At 61.6% G+C, this 19,079-nt stretch carries 7 protein-coding genes; 2 read left to right on the forward strand and 5 right to left on the reverse strand.

The annotated features are described in order from the left end of the window. Positions 1–4: 4 nt before the first annotated feature. The gene (locus JZM60_RS11160) at positions 5–10,483 is read left to right on the forward strand and encodes a DUF2341 domain-containing protein (protein ID WP_241426232.1); all 10,479 of its coding nucleotides are present in this window, start codon (positions 5–7) and stop codon (positions 10,481–10,483) included. Positions 10,484–10,517: 34 nt separating this feature from the next. Continuing rightward, positions 10,518–11,318: a carboxypeptidase-like regulatory domain-containing protein gene (locus tag JZM60_RS11165; protein WP_241426233.1), complete on the forward strand. Its 801-nt coding sequence runs from the start codon at positions 10,518–10,520 to the stop codon at positions 11,316–11,318. A 54-nt stretch (positions 11,319–11,372) separates the two neighbouring features. Here the strand turns inward: JZM60_RS11165 and JZM60_RS11170 are convergent, their stop codons facing one another. From JZM60_RS11170 to JZM60_RS11190, 5 genes are all read right to left on the reverse strand, one after another. Continuing rightward, complete coding sequence (locus tag JZM60_RS11170) at positions 11,373–12,017, reverse strand: hypothetical protein (protein ID WP_207162538.1); 645 nt, start codon at positions 12,015–12,017, stop codon at positions 11,373–11,375. Further along, positions 12,014–13,702 carry an AAA family ATPase gene (locus JZM60_RS11175; protein ID WP_207162539.1) on the reverse strand — a complete coding sequence of 563 codons (1,689 nt, stop codon included), beginning with the start codon at positions 13,700–13,702 and terminating at the stop codon, positions 12,014–12,016. The genes JZM60_RS11170 and JZM60_RS11175 overlap by 4 nt, the downstream gene beginning before the upstream one ends. Positions 13,703–13,981: 279 nt before the next feature. After that, positions 13,982–15,355: an L-lactate MFS transporter gene (locus tag JZM60_RS11180; RefSeq protein WP_207162540.1), complete on the reverse strand. Its 1,374-nt coding sequence runs from the start codon at positions 15,353–15,355 to the stop codon at positions 13,982–13,984. Positions 15,356–15,745: 390 nt separating this feature from the next. Beyond that, on the reverse strand, positions 15,746–17,134 hold the full coding sequence (locus JZM60_RS11185) for a TatD family hydrolase (RefSeq protein ID WP_207162541.1): 1,389 nt from the start codon (positions 17,132–17,134) through the stop codon (positions 15,746–15,748). 111 nt (positions 17,135–17,245) lie between these two features. Further along, positions 17,246–19,078 (reverse strand): CHASE domain-containing protein, encoded by a 1,833-nt coding sequence (locus JZM60_RS11190; protein ID WP_207162542.1) that lies wholly within the window; start codon positions 19,076–19,078, stop codon positions 17,246–17,248. Between the last annotated feature and the right edge of the window lies 1 nt (position 19,079).

Below are 19,079 nucleotides of genomic sequence, written 5' to 3' on the forward strand. Positions count from 1 at the left end.
TGCGATGATATATGCGTTGAGACAACTGGCCGTTCTCGTGACCTTTGCGCTGTTGATGGCAGTACCGGTATTCGGTGCAGGGGGAGACAAGCTGCGGGATGCGGGGGATACTCCCCAGGCGGGCAAGCAGGAAGCAATGGCCTCGGTTGTGGACGGCGATGGCCGGCTCATCATTACCGGCTACCGGAACCTGGCGGGACTTACCGACGACGACTACTGGACGGTGAAGTTCAATGCCGACGGCACGGTGGCGTGGCGCAACGCCTACAACCGGAGCGGAGGCTCCGACCAGGCCACCGCCATAGCCGTCGACTCCGGCAACGATGTCATCGTCACCGGCTTTGCCTGGAACGGCAGCAACTTCGACATCTACACCATCAAGTACCGGGGGAGCGACGGGGCAAAGCTCTGGGAGCACACCTACAACGCCCCTGCGGGCGGCAATGACATCGGCACGGCCGTTGCCGTCGACAGCCTCAATAACGTCTATGTCGGCGGCTATGTGCAGAATGCGTCCGGCAATGAGGACTATGCCGTCCTGAAATACGGCGTGAACGGGCCTAACCCCGATGGGACACCCTTCTGGACTGCCACCTGGAACGGTTCGGCCAACGGGGCGGACAAGCTCGCAGCCATAGATGCGGGGCAGGGAGGGGTTGCGGTTACGGGGCAATCGTGGAACGGCACCGATTTCGATGTCCTTACGGTTAAGTACGACTATGCGGGCGCCAAGCTGTGGGAGCGCCGCTTCAGCACGGCGGGCGCCAATGCCGATGTGGGGCGCAAGGTTAAGGTTGACGGCTCGGGCAACGTCGTCATCACGGCTTCGGTCAATAACGGCACCAGCGTTGATATCTACACTGCAAAGTATGGTGCTGCGGATGGCGCTGTCCTCTGGCAGTCCACCTATGGCGGGACGGCCAACATGGACGACGAACCGGCGGCCCTTGCGCTTGATGGCGGGGGCAACGTCTATGTGGCCGGGTATGCCTCCACCCTCACGGGGAACGAGGAGCTTCTGGCCGTTCGGTACGGCGGGGCTGATGGAGCAAAGGCCTGGGATCGGCTCTATGATTCCGGGGCTGGTGGCCACGACTTCGGCACCGGCATCACCCTCGACGCCGGCGGCAACGTCTATGTGAGCGGCTACTCGCTTGCGGATTCCGGCTACACCGACATGGTCTGCATCAAGTTCCAGAACGGCGCTGCCGGTGCCGGCGAGCTCTGGCATGCGGCCTTCAGCGGGGCGTCGGGCAAGAGCGACAAGGCGGTGGGACTCGGCATCAAGACCACCGACAGCGAGTTCGTGGTGGTTATGGGGGGATGGTCCGATGTCTGGACATCCGGCGCGACGGATTACGACTACTGGCAGGTGGTATTGGACGCCGGAAGCCTCAACGCCCCCGGCAATCCGACAGCCACCGTCCTGTCCAATACCTCCGTCAAGATCGACTGGACCGACAACTCCGCCAACGAGGACGGTTTCCGCATCGAGCGCAAGCTCACCAGCGAGGGGGCCTGGACCGAGGCCGGCACGGTGGCCGCCGATGTGACCACCTTTACCGATACCGGACTCACGGCCAACAGCACCTATTACTACCGGGTCCGCTCCTACAACGCGGCCAACGGCGACTCGAACCCATCCGGCGAGATCAGTGCCCTCACCCTGTACGTGAGCTATCTCTCCCCCACATGGAGCTATGTATTCAACAGCGTCGACAACAGCGACGACTTCGCTGAAGCAGTCGACGTCGGACCCGACAATAACCCGGTTGTCACGGGTTACAGCCTGGCCGCCATCAGCGGCTACGACTACTATACGGTCAAGCTTGACCGCTCCACCGGCGCCATCGCCTGGAGCCAGCGCTACAATGACGTGGATGACGAGCTCGACGTCGGCAGGAGCGTAACGGTGGGCCCGGATAATGCCGCCACCGTGACCGGATATTCCTCCCTCTACTACGAGCCTGCGGCCCAGAACATCAATTCCATCTTTACCCTCAAATACCGGGCCGACGGGGCGGCCATCCTCTGGGAGGGGCAGTACAACGGCCCCGGCGGCATCGACGACCGGGCGAGGGCCATCGCCACCGCCGTCGATGGCTCCAACAGCGTGGCCGTTGTGGGGTATGGCAAGAACGCCGCCAACAATGACGATATCTACCTGATAAAATATGCTGCCACCCCGCCGCTGGACGGCTTCGGCAAGGCGATACCGGCCTGGTCGGCCGCCCCCTACAACGGTGGCGGCAACGATTACCCTTCGGCCCTCGCCTTCGACAAGGACGGAAACATCGTCATTACCGGCTACCGCCACAACGGCACCAGCTACGATATCTACACCGCCAAGTACAACGGGGCCACCGGGGCCAGGATATGGGACCACATCCTCGACGGCGCCGGCCATGGCGACGACTACGGCCAGAGCCTCGCCGTGGACGCTGCGGGCAATATTTACGTTACCGGCAGTACCCGCAACGCTTCGGGCAATGATGACATCATCCTGGTCAAGTACGACGGAAAGACGGTGCCGACCGCCGACCGGATTATCTGGCAGAAGAGCTACGACGGGACCACCGCCGGCAATCCCAATGCCGACGACAAGGGGGTAACGGTCAGGTATGACCTGATAGACGACACGGTGGTCGTTGCCGGCACGACCCTTACGGGAGCGGGCAATCACGATTTCATCATCACTCGTTACGACGGTTCCGGCAACGTCGTCTGGCAGAAGGTCCACCTCCGCCCGTCCAGCGACGACTACGCCACCGCCATGGCCATGGACGTCAGCGGCAACGTCGGCGTCGCGGGGTACACTGGACCTGCCGACGGCTCCACCACCGACGCCATATCGGTGAAGTACGATTATACGGGAACCCTTATCGCCGCCACCATATACAACGGCGCAGCCAACGGCTACGACCAGGCCCTGGCAATCGCCATCAACTCCCTCGGGGAGTGCCTGGTGGCGGGGTATACCACCAATGCCGCGGGGAATGCCGACTATCTCGTCTACAAGGGAGACAGCATGCCGTTGCAGGCAAGCTCCCCCTTTACGGCGTCGCCGTTCTATACGAAGGCCGATCTTGCCTGGACCGACACCTCCATCGGCGAAGACGGGTTCGCCATCGAGCGCAAGGTGGGAAGCTGCGCATCGTCCGGTACCTGGCAATTGTTGGCCACGGCGCCGGCCGCATCTACCACCTACTCGGATACGGGGCTGAACGTCGGCGAAGAATACTGCTACCGGGTCCGGGCTTTCAAGTCTGGGCAGCCGGACCAGCGCTGGATCGAGCGCGATGTGGTGCTGACGAGCCCGCCGCCGCCCAGTGTCGTGGTGCCGGTGGCCGCCAATACCACCACGGTCAACCTCACCTGGCAGGACAACACCACCGGGGAGACCGGTTTCCGCATCTTCCGCTGCGCCGGCACCACCGGCTCCTGCGGTGCTGCGGATTACGCGGAAGTAGGCTCGGTCGCTTCCAATATAACCACGTACAGCGATACGGGCGTTACCGCCGCAACCTCGTATGCCTACAAGATACTTGCCTACAAGACGGCGGACTGGCAGTCCCAGTTCTCGACCCCCGTGGGCGTCACGACCCCGTCACCGTCTGCCCCCACCGGGCTGGCCGCCGTCAAGGCAAGCGAGGGGCAGGTAAACCTCACCTGGAGCGACGCTAACAACGACGAAACCGGTTTCAAGATCGAGCGGTGCGCCGGTTCCGGTTGCAGCAACTTTGTCCAGATCGACACGGCAGCCGCCAATGCCGTCTCCTACAATGACATCGTGGCGGTACAGCCGGATACGCTCTACCGCTACCGGATCCGGGCATACAAGACGTCGACTGCCGGCTGGAACGGCCCCTACAGTGGTACCGCTGAAGCAACCACCACCACCGTTGCGCCCAGCCTTACGTCGGCCACGGCGGGGGACACCACCACCGTAAGCCTGGCCTGGACCGATACGGCCGGATCAGAAACCGGCTACAGTGTGGAGCGCTGCTCCGGCACCACCTGCGCCGATGTCGATTACAGCGGCGTTATCCTTACCGCCTCCAGCGCCACAGGCGCTTCCGACACGTCCGCCTGCAACGGGGCCACCTATACCTACCGGGTCCGCCCCGTAAACCAGGGGCTTTCCCGGGCCAACGGCGGCACCTGGACCCGGAAGGTGCCACTTGCCATTGCCAACTTCCAGCCGTATTTCCAGACAAAGGTCGTCATCCCCTACGATGCCGACATGAAAGTCGATTTTACCGATGTCCGCTTTTACGATGAAACGACCCAGCGGGAGCTTCCCTACTGGATTGAGAGCAGAACCAACAGCACGACCGCCACATTCTGGATTAAAACCGGCGGCTTCAACGACATCTCCCTCTATTACGGCAATGCCGGGGCAACCGGTGCCGGCAACGGCCCGCTGGTTTTCGAACTCTTCGACGGATTCGCCGGAACTGTGATCGATACCGCCAAGTGGACCACTGTTCTTGGCTCCTATTACTCGCAAAACGGCGAGCTGCTGTCGAGCGGAGGCCCCGGCGGGTGGTCGACGGGCATGTACTCCGTGGCGAACTTCAGCCGTCCCTTCGTGTTCGAGATGAACCACTACCGCTCCGGCGGCCAATACATGATGCCCGGCATCAAATCGACCACGACCGGCGCCAGTTACACCGATTTCGCCTACGCGGCCTACCCGATTTATGACGGCAGCGGGAACCGCCTGGCGGTCTACGAGGACGGAAACAGCCGCGGCGACAACAAAAAAGCGATATCTTCGGATGCGTGGCAATACTTCCGGTTCGAAGTCCTGCCGACCGCGGGTGCCAACTATTACCACGGCACCAGCTCCGACGCCGCCACCTCGTTCTATGCCAGTACCTACAGCACCGCTGCGTCGTTCAAGGTGGGCTTCGCCAACTACAACCAGGTGTTCAAGCTCGACAACGCCCGGGTCCGCAAATACGCCTCCCCCGAGCCAACGGTGACGCTGGGGGCGGAAGCGGTCTTCGGCGGAGCCTTCGCGATCACGTGGGACGGCCTCGCGAGCAACACCCGCAGCGTGACCACCCCGGTCCCCACCGCTCCGACCGGTTTCACTGCAACCCGCGCCACCGAGGTTCAGATCGACCTGGCCTGGACCGATACCACCAGCGACGAAACCGGCTTCCGCGTCTACCGCTGCGACGGCGTGGGATGTTCGGTGTTCACCAGGGTCGGCGGCGACCTGACGGCAAACACCACATCGTTCAAAGATACCGGCCTGACCCCCGGCACGAGCTACACCTACAAGGTGTCGGCCTTCAAAACCGCCACCTGCGGCTGGGAGCTGGAAAGCGCCACCTCAACTGCCGAAACGACAGTCCTCCAGCCGGCGGCATTTGCCGTGAGCCCGGCGGTCACCACCGGCTGCGAGGACATCCGGGCGGTCGATTCCGACGGGACAACGCTGCTCAGCCAGTGGGTGCAGCAGCTCCAGTGCGGCACCGCCGGTGTCAGGATCTTCCAGAAGGTGCCTTCCATCCCTGTCGGGACCAAGACCCTCTACTACTATTACGGCAGCACCACGGCACCGTCCGTGGACAACGGCGATGCGACCTTCGAGTTCTTCGACGATTTCACCGGCACCGCCATCAATGGCTCCAAATGGACCCAGACCCTCGGCAGCGCCGGTGATTTCACCGTTCAGGACGGAACCCTGCGAGGGAACAATTCCAACGGCCGCCTGGTGTCCACCTTTAAAATGCAGGGGGGGATGCTTGCCACCTTAAAGGCGAAGACGACGACGCTTGCCACCAATACCCACATGGTGGGCGGGGTTTACAACGGCACCTACGATTACTTCGGCATCTCCGTGGGGCCGAACCATGGCGGGTACAACCTTTACGGCCAGTCAATCACCGCCGTGACCACCACCTCGGTACCGGCCAACAACATCGGCTACACTATTTCCAGCCCCGATGGCGCCACCACGACGGTTCAGGCGTACAACTGGGACACCGGCGGCTGGTACATCAGCCCCACGTCCAAGACCTATTCCATCGCCAATAAGCCCCTTGCCCTGGGACGCACCTATTACTACGACTACTACGGCGGCCAGGCATACCGGACCGACTGGGACTGGGTTCTGGTGCGGAAGGCGGCGGCCGTTGCCCCTACCGCCACCGCCGGCACGAAGGAATACGGCCCCTTCACCGTCGGGGGCGCAACATTCGCCGCCCGCATCCCCTATGCCGTAAATCATACGGCCACGGGGGCCGCGGCCCTCACCAACTACCAGGCAGTGCTGCCGTTGCTGGATACGACGCCGCTGGCGGTGGACCGGATAACCCTCAGCTGGAACGATAACTCCGGTTCGGAAACCGGCTTCGACATCGAGCGGTGCACCGGAGCCGCCTGCGGCGATTTTGCCCGGATCGATACGGCACCCGCCAACGCCACCTCCTACGTGGACCGGGCGGTGGACGCCGCCCAGACTTACTGCTACCGGATGAAGACGCTGATCCCCACCGGCGATTCGCCATACACCGACGTGGTCTGCAAGAACACTTCAACCCCCGCGCCCCCCGACACCCTCCTGGCGACGGTGAGCGGCACCCGTGTCGACCTCTCCTGGAACGACACCACCACCAACGAGGACGGCTTCCAGATCGAGCGCTGCTCGGGGCTTGACTGCGATTTCTCCGCCCTTGACGGCGGCTTCCCGGTGAAGATACCCGCCGGCGCGGCGGCCACGGCCTCCTACAGCGATACCACCGCCTGTTCGGGCACTTACATGTACCGGGTGAAGTCCATCAAGCCGTGGGTTACCGGTTGGCCCGTTACTTACACTACGGCCGTCCCGGCGACCCTCACCGATCCCCAGGCGCCGACCGCCTTTGCGGCCACCGCCCAGTCCGAGGCGTCCGTCGTGCTCGGCTGGACCGACAATACCAGCGACGAAACCGGTTTCAAGATCGAGCGCTGCACCGGCGCTGCTTGCACCACCTTTGCCGAGATTGCGACGGTTGATGCCAATGTGACGAGCTACACCGACTACGGCCGTATCCCCAACACGACCTATCGTTACCGCGTGCGGGCCTACAAGGGGGGCGGCTGTGGCTGGTACACCCCCTACAGCGCCGCGCAGGAGACCACGACAACGGTGCCGGTACCGACGGGCCTGACACTTACCACCCCCTCAAGCACCCAGGTGGCGGCGTCGTGGACCGACACCACGTTCTCGGAAACTTCCTTCAAGATCGAGCGGTGCCAGGATGCGGGCTGCTCGGTCTTCAGCGAGGCCGGTTCGGTTAGCGCCGGCATCACTTCATATACCGATTCCAGCGTCTGCAGCGGCACGAGCTATACGTACCAGATCCGGCCGGTCAATGAAGGGTTCTCCTCTGCCGGAGGTGGGTGCTGGAGCAGGCGGGCGCCCCTGACGATTACTAATTTCCAGCCGGATTTCCTGGTGAAGTTGACGGTTCCCTACGATGCCGACATGCAGGCCGATTTCGACGATCTGCGCTTCATCGACAACAGCACCGGCGGAGAGCTCCCCCACTGGATCGAGAGCAAGACCGACGGCGTCACGGCCACCCTGTGGCTCAAGACCGGGAAAACGGCTTCCGTCTCCATTTACTACGGCAACCCGTCGGCAACGGCTACCAGTACACAGGCCGGGGTATTCGGTTCCGGTCTCATGGCGTTTTATCCCTTCAGCGAAAATGCCGGAACCACCACCGGAACCACCAAGGATCTCAGCGGCACCGGCAACGACCTGACCCTGACCAGTATCGGAGCGCCCTACGGCATTGTGGCCGGCGGTCCCTACGGCAATGCCCTCAGCCTGAACGGCAGCGGCCAGTGGGCCAACCGGGCGGCACCGAATGTGCCCACCGGAAGCGTCGCTACGGTGGAGGCGTGGATCTATCCCAAGGCCTATGCCGATGCCACCTACAACGGCATCGTTTCCTGGAGCAGCAGGGCCTGCAACGGTCTTGGCTTTGCCCTGAGCATCCAGAACAGCGGCCGCCCCAGCATGCCGACCTGGTGCAACGACTATGTTCCGGCGAGCGGCACCGCCGCCACCACCAACGCCTGGAACCATGTGGCGGCGGTTCTGAACGGCCAGTCGGCGACGATCTACGTGAACGGCCAGTCCCTTGGCACCACGACGCTGCCCTATCTCCCGAACCTTTCGTCCATAAATCTGGCGATTGGCGTCCTGGACTATCCCGGCCGCTATTTCAACGGCATGATCGACGAAGTGCGGATCTACAACCGCGCCCTGACCGCCCAGGAAATCACCTCCCGCTATGCCGCAACCATCCCCACGATGACAATCGGGGCAGAGGAGCAGGCCGGCGGCTGCTATACATCCGACTGGCTCTATACCGGTGAGCCGAGCGCCACCAAGTCCATCGCTACGCCGATAATTGCCGCCCCCACCGGATTCAGCGCCACAAGGGCAAGCGAGTCCCAGATCAATCTGGCCTGGACCGATGCCAGCAGCGACGAGACCAATTTTGTTATCGAGCGCTGCACCGGCGCCACATGTGACTTCAGTGGGGCGGATACCATTGAGCTGCCCGCCGGAACTACCTCATACAATGACGCGGGGCTTCTCCCCGACACCACCTACCGTTACCGGATACATGCCAAGAGGACGGCGTCCTGTACCTCCTACAGCGCCTACAACACCAACGGCATCGTTTCCGCGGCCACGACGGTCCTGGCGGCCACCGGCCTGACCGCCTCCGCCTCCAGCAGCACCTCCGTCACCCTGCGGTGGACCGACAATTCGCCGTCGGACACCGGCTTCATGGTAGAGCGGTGCCTGGGGAACCCGTGCAGCGACTTCGCCCTTGTCGGCTACTCGCCGGGCCATGCCACCAGCTACGAGGACACCGGCGTATGCCCCGGCACCGCCTACACCTACCAGGTAAAGGCTGTGAACGTGGGGCTCTCTTCCGGGGGGGGAGGTGTGTGGACCCGCCGCAAGCCGATCACCATCGCCAACTTCCAGCCCAACTTCCAGACCAAGGTGACGGTGGCCTATGACACTGACATGAAGGCCGATTTCTCGGATATCCGCTTCTTCGATCCAGGCACCAACCAGGAACTTCCCTACTGGATCGAGAAGAAGACCGACAGCTCCACCGCCACGGTCTGGGTAAAGACCAGGACCAGCAGCACTATCCAGCTATATTACGGGAATGCCGGCGCTGAGAACGTGGCCAGCGGCACCCTCGTTTTCGACTTCTTCGAAGACTTTACCGGCAGCGCCATCGACACAAGCAAATGGACGGTCACCGACGGCACCGGCTTCTCGGTGTCCGGCGGCTACCTCCACGGCACCGACGTGACCGGCCGCCTCACCTCCAAAACAACCTATTCGCCGGGCGTAGTCCTGGACATCAAGGCGAAGACCACCTCCTTTGCCATCGACGGCCAGATCATCGGCGGATTCTACGCAGCGTCATACAACAACGTCGGATGGCTCGAACATCCGGCATATGTCCACTATGGCAACAATAATGCCTACACCGCAAAGGGTGGAACCCCCACGGCCGCGGCCAACATGCTATACTCTTCGGCAGTGAAGGATGCGTCGTGGATAAATATGCAGGTGACCAACTTCGATACCGGCGCCCTTTACTGGAATGCCGGTAATGTGAACAACGGCGTTTCCGCCGAATCTATTGTGCTTGGGCGCCGTTATGATACCGACGCCTGCAACGGCCAGCCCTACGCCACCGATTGGGACTGGATCAGGGTGCGCAAGTATGCGGCAACCGAGCCGTCGGCAACCGTCGGCGTCGAGGAGCAGTCGGCCGGCTACACCTTCACCGCCGGGTATACGGGGCCGGCCAGCGCCGCGGCCACGGTGGCCACTCCGGCTCCTGTGCCCCCCGGAGTCCTGACGGTCACGCCGGCCACCGACACGTCGCTGCTTCTAGGTTGGGGCGACTCCATCCCCGACGAGAGCCGCTTCGTCATCTACGGCTGCAACAACGCCGACTGCTCCGACGCAGCACCGGTTACGACCGTTGCCGGGGGGACGGCGCTCTACACTCACCTGGGGCTCACTCCTTCGGCCCAGTACTGCTATCGCGTCAAGGCCGAGAAGACCGCTGCCTGCACCACCGGCTGGGAGACGCTCTACTCGAACATCGGCTGCGCCACGACCATTTCGGCACAACCCCGGACCCTTGCCGCCTCTGCCGTCAATGCCTTCAAGATCCAGCTGACATGGGATGATATGGCTTCGGACGAGGATGGCTACGAAATCGAAGTAAAGGCATGGAACGGCAAGTGGGTTAAGACGGCCACGGTCGGTGCCGATGTCACTGTCTACACCGACAACCTCGGCCTGGATCCGCTCAAGACCTATACCTACCGGGTGCGGGCATTCCGGGGAAGCGACAAATCTCCCTACAGCAACGAAGCCGCGGCGACGACACCGGCCTATGTGCCGGGAGACAGCAACTGCAGGTAGGATGGGCCGTTCTTGGTCATTCAGGGGGGAAGTTATGATGAAAATCAGGCTGCTGACAGCGATTCTCTGCATGTTTGCGGCGAGTGTTGCCGTTGCGGCCGGACCGGTCCCGACCGGCACGGTGAGCGGAAAGTTTCTGGGGGAGGGGAAGGTTCCTCTGTCCAAAGGATCGGTAGTGCTGTTCAGGCGCGGTTCCGGCCCTCCGCCGGCCCCCGACAGGTACTGGCTGGTTCCCGATCATGTGGAAACCATGGATGATGACGGCCGTTTCACCGTCACGGTCGAAGAGGGGACATACTTCCTTGCGGCAATCAAGCGGAACGACCATCTGGAGATCGGCCCTCCCCGTGCTGGCGAGTTATTCCTGATTGCCGCCGACGACAAGGGGAAGCTTCTGACGTTCGACGTCAAGGGGAACGGGGCGGTTAACGTCGGCACCATCGGCGGCGCCCGTCCCATCAGCAAGGAAACGGGGATGATGCGCCCCGGCGCCACTGCCATCGAAGGACGTCTTGTGGATGGCGAGGGGAAGCCCGTTGAGGGTGCCGTCGTATTCGCCTTCACATCCCAGGAAATGCAGGGGAAGCCGCTCTACGTTTCGGAACGCTCCGACAGCTATGGGAAGTATCTTCTGCGGGTGGCCGAGGGGGGGAAGTATTATTTGAGGGTCAGGAGCGCCTATGGCGGAGGCGCGCCCGATGAAGGGTCGATTTTCGCGACCCTTGGGGGGGACGTCCCCGCGGCAGTCAGCGTGACCTCCGGCGAAGTGCTGAAAGATGTTGCCATCCCCGTTGGCCGTTTCGAGCGGCCCATCAAGGGGAAGGGAAAACGATAAAGCCGGCGGCAGCCATCGGGCCGCCGTCCTGTCGTAAAATATGCCGCGGCGGGGTCAGCGTCCCTGGAACGGAGAGGATAACGATACGCTGATGGTTCTTCCCCCCTGGGAGAACTTGACGCGCCGCTCCCCGATCTCCACGACCCGTGCGCCGGCGACCTCGGCCCCTTCGCCCACGAGGTTACCGTTCACCACGGCGCGCCGCAGGCTCCGCTCATCCTGCCAGGCAATGCCTGACACGGTCAGGTTCGCTCCCGGATATTCGGAAGATGACGGTTGCTCCACTGCCAATGGGCGCTGTACCGGCCTCGGTGCCGGCATGGCGGCGGGGGCGGGCGGCGGTGCCGGTGCCGACGGTTCTGATACCGCCGGTTGTACAGCCGGTGCCGGAGGCAATGATGGTGGCGGAAGCTCGGATGGGGCTATTGCTTCGGCGGGAGCGGCCTCGCTGCGGGGAGCCGCCGGGGATTGTTCAGGCAGCTTCGGTTCCGCTCCCTTTTTCAGTGCGATGCCGCCACCGGCTCCCGCCGCCAGAAGGACTACGCCCGCGGCAATGAGGAAAAACGGCTTGCCCCATGGCCGACGGTTAGGTTCAATCCGGGAGCGCCCCAACACCTCGGGGCGCAGATCTATTCCCCCACCCTGTCGAGCCTTGCGCTCCTGTTCCATTTTCCTCAGTGCATCGAGTATCAGGCTCATCTGTTGTGCTCCTCGTTCATGGGTACCTGCGCCGCTTCCGTGCCGGATAAGTTTTTATCTCCGGTTTCGCCGGTATTTCCTTTCTGTGCCAGTCCCGCCGGGAAAAAGCCGCCTGCCCTGCGGTAGAGCATGAGAAGCGTCTTTTCCCCCGCCCGTCCGTCAATGTTGAGCCTCTCCGCCTTCTGAAAGGCACGGATCGCCTCCATGGTGGCGGAGTCGTAGCGGGCGGAAATTGCCCCTCCGTAGTACCCCGCTCCCTTCAAAAGGCCCTGGAGTTGCCCCGCTCCGTCACCGCTGCTCCCCGGTTTCATGCGGGGGGGGATTCCGTGGAAATTCTTCCAGACAATTGAAGCCCGGCCGCTCCAGAGCGCAGCCAGTTCGTTCCTTGAGAGGGCCGTTCGCCCTGCAATGGCCGGTTCGATTATGAATTGACCCTTCTGGCCGGCGGTCAGGGCCACGATCCGCTTGCCTCCACCGGGCAGTGTAATGTGGAGGAGGGCCGGGGTGTCGAGCCGGACCAGATCATCCAGGTCCGTAGAAAGCGAGGTGACGGTCAAGCCTCGCTCCCGTGCGATGGCGCGGAGGTCGGCTGCTGCCGAAGCCGGGGCCATGGGGGGGACCTGCCATGACCGGAAAATGGCGTTGACGGCGGCCATGAGGTTGTCCCTTTCCGGAATGGCTGTTAGCCCGGACAGGGCTTCTGCGGTATTGAGGGGCTGGGTGCCCGTTGCTGCCGGCTCGGAGAGGGGAGGGGGCGCAGCATCCGGTGAAGCGTCGCCTTTGCGTGTCAGAGCATAGGTTCCCGCCCCCAGGGCCGCCACCAGTAAAATAGCGGCAGCGGCTGCAACCGGCCTGGGGATGGCGGGGCGGCGGGGGGCTTCGGTTACATCGGCAATGGCCGAGGCAGCCATGGCGGGAGAAACGTCGTGGGTCTCGGTGGTGTAGGCAATCAGGAGCGCCCGGTCGCAGGCGCCGTTTATGAGCCTTGGAAGCCCCCCTGAAAAAGCGAAGATTTTTTTCACGGCGCCAGTCGAGAAGGTTACCGGTTCCCGGCCTGACGCCGCAACCCTGATCCTGTGCCTGATATAGTTCTGCGTGTCTTCGAACCCCATGGGCTCCAGGTGATAACGGACCGTAATCCGCTGATTGAGCTGGCGAAGTTCCTGCCGGGACAGGAGGGTTCTCAGTTCCGGTTGCCCCACGAGCACGATCTGGATGAGCTTGTCCCGCTCCGTTTCAAGGTTCGAAATGAGCCTGATCTGCTCAAGGACATCGGGGGAGAGGTTCTGGGCCTCGTCGATGACCAGCACCACAGTGCGGCCGGCGCGATTCTCGTCCAGAAGGAAGCGGTTGAGCGCTTCCAGGAGCTCGCTTTTTTCGGTACTGGTGCCGTCGAGCCCGTATTCACGGTTTATCCCCTGCAAAAGGCCCAGGGCGGACATGGTCGGGTTGAAAATCAGGGCGGTCCGGTGAGTTTCCGGGTCAAGCTGATTGAGAAAGGTCCGGATTACGGTGGTCTTGCCGGTGCCCACTTCGCCCGAAAGCTCTATGAAGCCCGCGTGATTGTCGATGCCGTAAAGGAGATGGGCGAACGCCTCCTGGTGGCGGGAGCTCAGGAAGAGGAATGCCGGATTGGGTGTAAGGGCGAAGGGTTGTTCGCTGAAACCGAAATGGTCGCAGTACATGGGGCTCCTTGGTGACCTCTCAGAAGCAAGGTGATGCGAAACAGTCTCTTTGTCGGGATAGTCGTGCGCGGACCTTGGCGGTATCGGGCAGAAGCGGTCAAAGGTGCCGGAAAACTGTATGATTGTAGCGATTTTTCTCTGGATGGGCAACGGGTTTGAGTTTTGTTGCGAAATTGTTTTTGGGAAATGCCGGTATGACCGGAACGATACCGGCCGGGCTGGACGCAAAAAAGCCCCGCCGAAGCGGGGCTTTTGTCGGTGCGCAGTGAGGGGCTGTCCCTAGCGGGAGAAGCTGCGGGGGGTGCTGGGGGTGAAGCCGAGGAAGTCGGCCCAGCCGCGGATGAAGCTTTCCATGAACACGCCGTTCACTGCAGGTTCGGCAGCAATCGTCTCGGCAGGCTTGGCCGCCTTGGCCGGCCGCAGGGCGAGGCTCAGTACCGCGCCGGCAATGAGGAGCGAGCCGGCCAGGGTAAAGGATGTGGTGAAGCTGCCGGTGGAGGTGTTGAGCATTTCGGATACGCGCCCCATCACGAAGCCGCCCACGCCCCAGGCAGTAAAGAGAAGGCCGTAGTTGAGGCCGTAGTTCTTGAGCCCCCAGTAGTCCTTGCTGAAGGAGGGGAAGAGGGAGAGGTTGGCGCCGTAGTTGAAGCCGATGAAGGTGGCCAGAAGCACGATGAGGACGGCATTGGAGTGCCCGGCTCCCACGAGGGGGATCGCGGCGAACATGAGAACGGCCTGGAAAGCGAACACGATGCAGAGGGTTGCCATCCGTCCGATTTTGTCGGAGAGGATGCCGGCCACAACGCGGCCGCCCGCGTTGCCCAGCGCCATGATGGCAACTGCGAGGAACGCCATGGAACCCATGCTCTTCTTGGCGATGCCGGCCACGCTGCCGATTACCATGAGGCCGGCGCCGGCGCCGATGAAGTAGGTGAGCCAGAGTACATAAAATTTGCCGGACTTGAGCATTTCGCCCGCAGTGGCATTTACCGTCGGTTTTGCCGGTGCGGCTTTGGCCGCTGCGTCACCCTTGGGGGCGTCAGCCGGAACATATCCGGCCGGCGGGTTCACCAGGAAGAAGGAAAGGCCGCAGACCACCACTGCGAAGGCGGCGGCCAGCACCAGCATTGATTTTTCGATGCCAATTGTGCCCAGGAGGTAAGTGGATAGGGGGGCGATGTAAACCGGCGCCAGGCCGAAACCTGCCACGACGATTCCGGCGATGAGGCCGGTTTTGCTGGAGGGGAACCACTTGAGCGCCGGAGGGGTGGCCGCCGAATAACCGAAACCGAAGCCTGAACCGGCCAGTATGCCGAAACCGAGTACCCAGGCCAGGTAGCTGTTGCTCTGGGAGAGGATGGTAAAGCCGAGGCCCACGAGAATGCCGCCGATGAGAGCCGTGCGGGCCGGGCCGATCTTGTCCTGGGCCTTGCCGGCAATGATCATCGAGAAGGCGAAAGCGAGGCAGCAGATTGCATAGGGGTCGTTGATGGAGGCCGGGTCCCAGTTGAAAGCTCCGGGGCCACCCGCGTCGATGGACGATTTTATTGCCCCTTTAAAGATACTCCATGCGTAGAGAACTCCCAGGGCCAGGTTGATGCCCGTTCCGGCCAGGGTTACTTGCCATCCCCTGTTCTTGACCGTGTCCGACATGGTTCTACCTCCTTTTATTAACGTTGGCGACATTTAGTCGATTTTCATGCATGTCTCTCTTTCAGCAACTTGCATACCATTGTTATAAAATAGTGTGTTTTTTAAAAAGCTTATACAATTCAATATGTTGTAGCTTGGTTGCGTTTGCGGTTCAGGCGGCGGTTGTCGCGTTTGATTCGCAATAATGCAAAATTTCGTTATACGTTTTAGCCAGCTTTAAGGGGGTCCGAGATGGGAATAGTGTGTTAATTGCAATAAAATCAGCATGTTGGGGTTTTGCTTGGCGCTGTTGCGATGGATTCGCATAAATGCGAGGGGGGGGATTTGCGGCTGCACAAACAAAAAAGGTCCGTTTTGGGCGGACCTTTTTTATTGATAGTAAAATTTTGCTTATCCCACTTCGGCATATTCCCGCTCCCGGAATTCGACACCAAGTGACTCGGCAAGCCTCCGGATGGCAGCAATATCAATTCCCGGCACGGTGACGGCCGAAGCTACCACTTTCGGGATGTGTTTCGTCGCTTCCGAGAGGAACCGGCAGATGCCGTCGAACCCATCCTTTCCGAAAGGGGTGTTGCAGAGCCGGGCGTAGGTCTCGGCATCGGCTGCGTTGAGGCTGACGGAGATGCAGTCTACCAGCCCCGCCAGCTCCGGGAGGATGTTGCGGCCGTACACCAGGTTGGCCTGGCCGTCGGTGTTTATCCGGATGCGAAGCCCCTTCTGCTTGAGACGGGCGGCAATATCCTTGATGAGGTCAAGGCGCAGCATCGGCTCCCCATAGCCGCAGAACACCACTTCGTCCACCGGACCCGGATTTCCGATGGCGGCCATAACCTCGTCCGCATTCGGCTCGTGGTCCAGTTGCAGGTAATGCCCCTTCACGGTGAAATCTTCGAACTTGGCGCAGAAGGAGCAGCGGTTGGAGCAGCGGTTGGTAATGTTCAGGTACAGGGAATTCCTTATCCGGTAGGCGATGCGGGCCGCCTGGTCCTTTTCGCCGATGCCGAAAAGACGCTTTGCGTTGAGTGACGTGATACGACCCACGTCCTCCAGGGTGAGCGCTTTGAGTTCTGCCACCTTCGCTGCGGTGAGACGGACGTATGCCGGTTCGTTGCGCTTCCCCCGGTGGGGAACCGGCGGGAGGTAGGGGCAGTCGGTCTCGACCAGGAGGTGCTCGGTCCTGATGCCGCGTACCACCTCGCGGAGCTGTTCGTTGGATGGATAGGTGACCGTGCCGGGGATGGACAGGTAGAAGCCCATGTCTACGCATTCCCGGGCCATGGCCAGATCCCCGGAGAAACAATGGAGAACGCCCCCCACTTCGGCGGCTTTCTCCTCCCTCATTATTGCCATTACCCTTTCGTGGGCATCCCGGTCATGGACGATTATGGGGAGCGCCAGTTCCCGGGCGAGCCGGATGAAGCGGCGAAAGACCCGTTCCTGCTCGTCGCGTGGGGCCCGGTCCCGGTAGAAGTCGAGGCCGATTTCGCCGATGGCGACCACTTTCGGGTTGTTCCGGGCCAGGTCGCCGATTACCTCGTAACAGCGCTCCGTCACCCTGGATGCGTCGTGGGGATGCACGCCGACGGCGCAGTAAATGTGGTCGTGCTTTTTGGCCAGTTCGCAGGCCGCCTGGCTCGACTCCAGATCGGCGCCGACGGTTACGATGTGGGAGAGCCCCGCATCGGCGGCGCGGGCGAGCATCTCGTCGAAGTCCGCCGCAAAGTCGCGGCCGTCGATATGTGCGTGGGTATCTATGAGAAATCCGTTTGCGTTCATGGATTGATTCCTTTGGTGAAAATGGAATGGAAAAGGCGGCTGAAGCCGCCCCCCCCGGATCTCTTTGCATTGATATAGAACTAACACGAATGCCCCTCGGCTGGCAAGGCGTCAGGCGAGAGTAAAAAAGAACGTCGCACCGCGCCCCGGTTCGGCTTCGCACCAGATTCTTCCCCCATGCCGTTCGATGATTCTCTGGGCTGTCGGAAGGCCGGTGCCGCTCCCTTCAAATTCGTACTCGTTGTGCAGCCGGGAAAATGGCTGAAACAACTTATCGGCGTATGTCATGTCGAATCCCACCCCGTTGTCCCTCACGAACAGGACAGTCTCTCCGGCATGCTCCGTTTTGCCGAACTCGATTGCCGCTTCCGGATTCCCGGCGCTGTATTTCACCGCATTCTCCAGCAGGAGCCGCAGGCAGGTGTCAAGCATGCGGCGATCGCCCTGGACCACCACAGCGGGTGCGATGGTTGTCGTGATCGTCCGTTCTGTACAGTTCTGGAGCAGTTCTTCCAGTATTTGGCCGCAAAGCTCTGACAGGTCTACGGGGTTTCTTTCGATTTCAATGCTTCCCATGCGATACATTACCAGAAGGCTGTCGATGACGTGTCTCAACCGTTGGCTTGCAACTTCGAGCCTGCTTGCCAGGTATACGGTATCGTCATCTGGTCCGCCGGCTTTGACTGCTTCCGCAATTGCCCTGCTGAATCCATCCAGGCGGGCTATGGGCGCCTGGATTTCATGGGATATGGAATAGCAGAAGCTCTCCAGTTCCCGGTTCAGCCGCTCCAGTTCCGCAGTGCGGTCCGCGACCCGCTGCTCAAGGGAGAGATTCAGGTCTTCAAGTTGCTTCTGTTTGACTGCCAGTGCTTCCCGTGATTCCACCGCCCGTGTCCGCGCAACCGCCAGAAGCCAGGTTATCAGCGTCAGGAGGATGCTCAGCACAATGCCCACGATTGCCACATCCCTGACCTTGCCCCTCTTATCCTGATCTTCGAATGGCGGAAGGGCGCGAAATGCCACGGTCCAGGTCTGGCCGGCTATCTGAATACGCCTTACGGCGTGTCGTGTGGGGGCCTTAAGCCTGTCGGAGCGGGTTCCGGCAGAGTCATAGAGCAGCGTTTTCCCGGAGATCTCAGTACCGTCGTATATCTCCAGATCCATCTCGTCGGCATGCCGCCCGAAAAGTCCCGCCATCAGGTCGTTCATGCGAAACGGCGAATAGACCCATCCTATGATTGCCGACCGGCGCGATTCCACGGAATCAAGGGGCTTGCCGGGTGCATAAACGGGAAGATAGATCAGTACGCCCGCCTGTTCCCGGTCGCCATCCTCCTGCACCAGCCTCACCTTGCCGGACAGGGCCACTTTGCCCGTGTCGCGCGCCCGTTCCATGGCAATGCGCCTCACCTTTTCGGAAAACATGTCGTAACCGAAGGCACGCAGGTTGCGGCCGGTGAACGGTTCGAGATAGATAATGGAGCTGTAGGTCTCCCGCACGCCTTCAGGCTTTATCGCGTATCCGGGAAACCCCTCGCCGCGTATTGATTCGGTATGGGATTCTTTCTGCGCCGGCGGGACGATTAGCGAGAATCCGACTCCCTGGATGCCGGGGTAGGTGTCCTCCAGTCCAAGGGCGGAAACATAGTCATGAAACTCGCGGCGCCCCACCGACTCTGAAGCGGAAAACAATCCGCGGGCTCCGCGCAGCACCTGCTCATAGGCCAGCATCCGCTGTTTTATGAGGGAGATATTTTCCTGGACCGAGAAATCGAAATTCAGCTTGAGATCCTGGTCGATAATTTGCTGTTCGTTTTCCCATAGAGAGTAGGTAATGACGAGGCCGAGCCCCAGCACCACCAGCGGGAGCCAATGACCTGCCCGCAGCAGCTTCGAAGCTCTCGCTGCGGGTTTTGTCCCAGGGACTTCGTCCGTCAGGCCCATA

The organism is Geobacter benzoatilyticus (assembly GCF_017338855.1).
In the GTDB taxonomy this organism is placed as follows: domain Bacteria; phylum Desulfobacterota; class Desulfuromonadia; order Geobacterales; family Geobacteraceae; genus Geobacter; species Geobacter benzoatilyticus.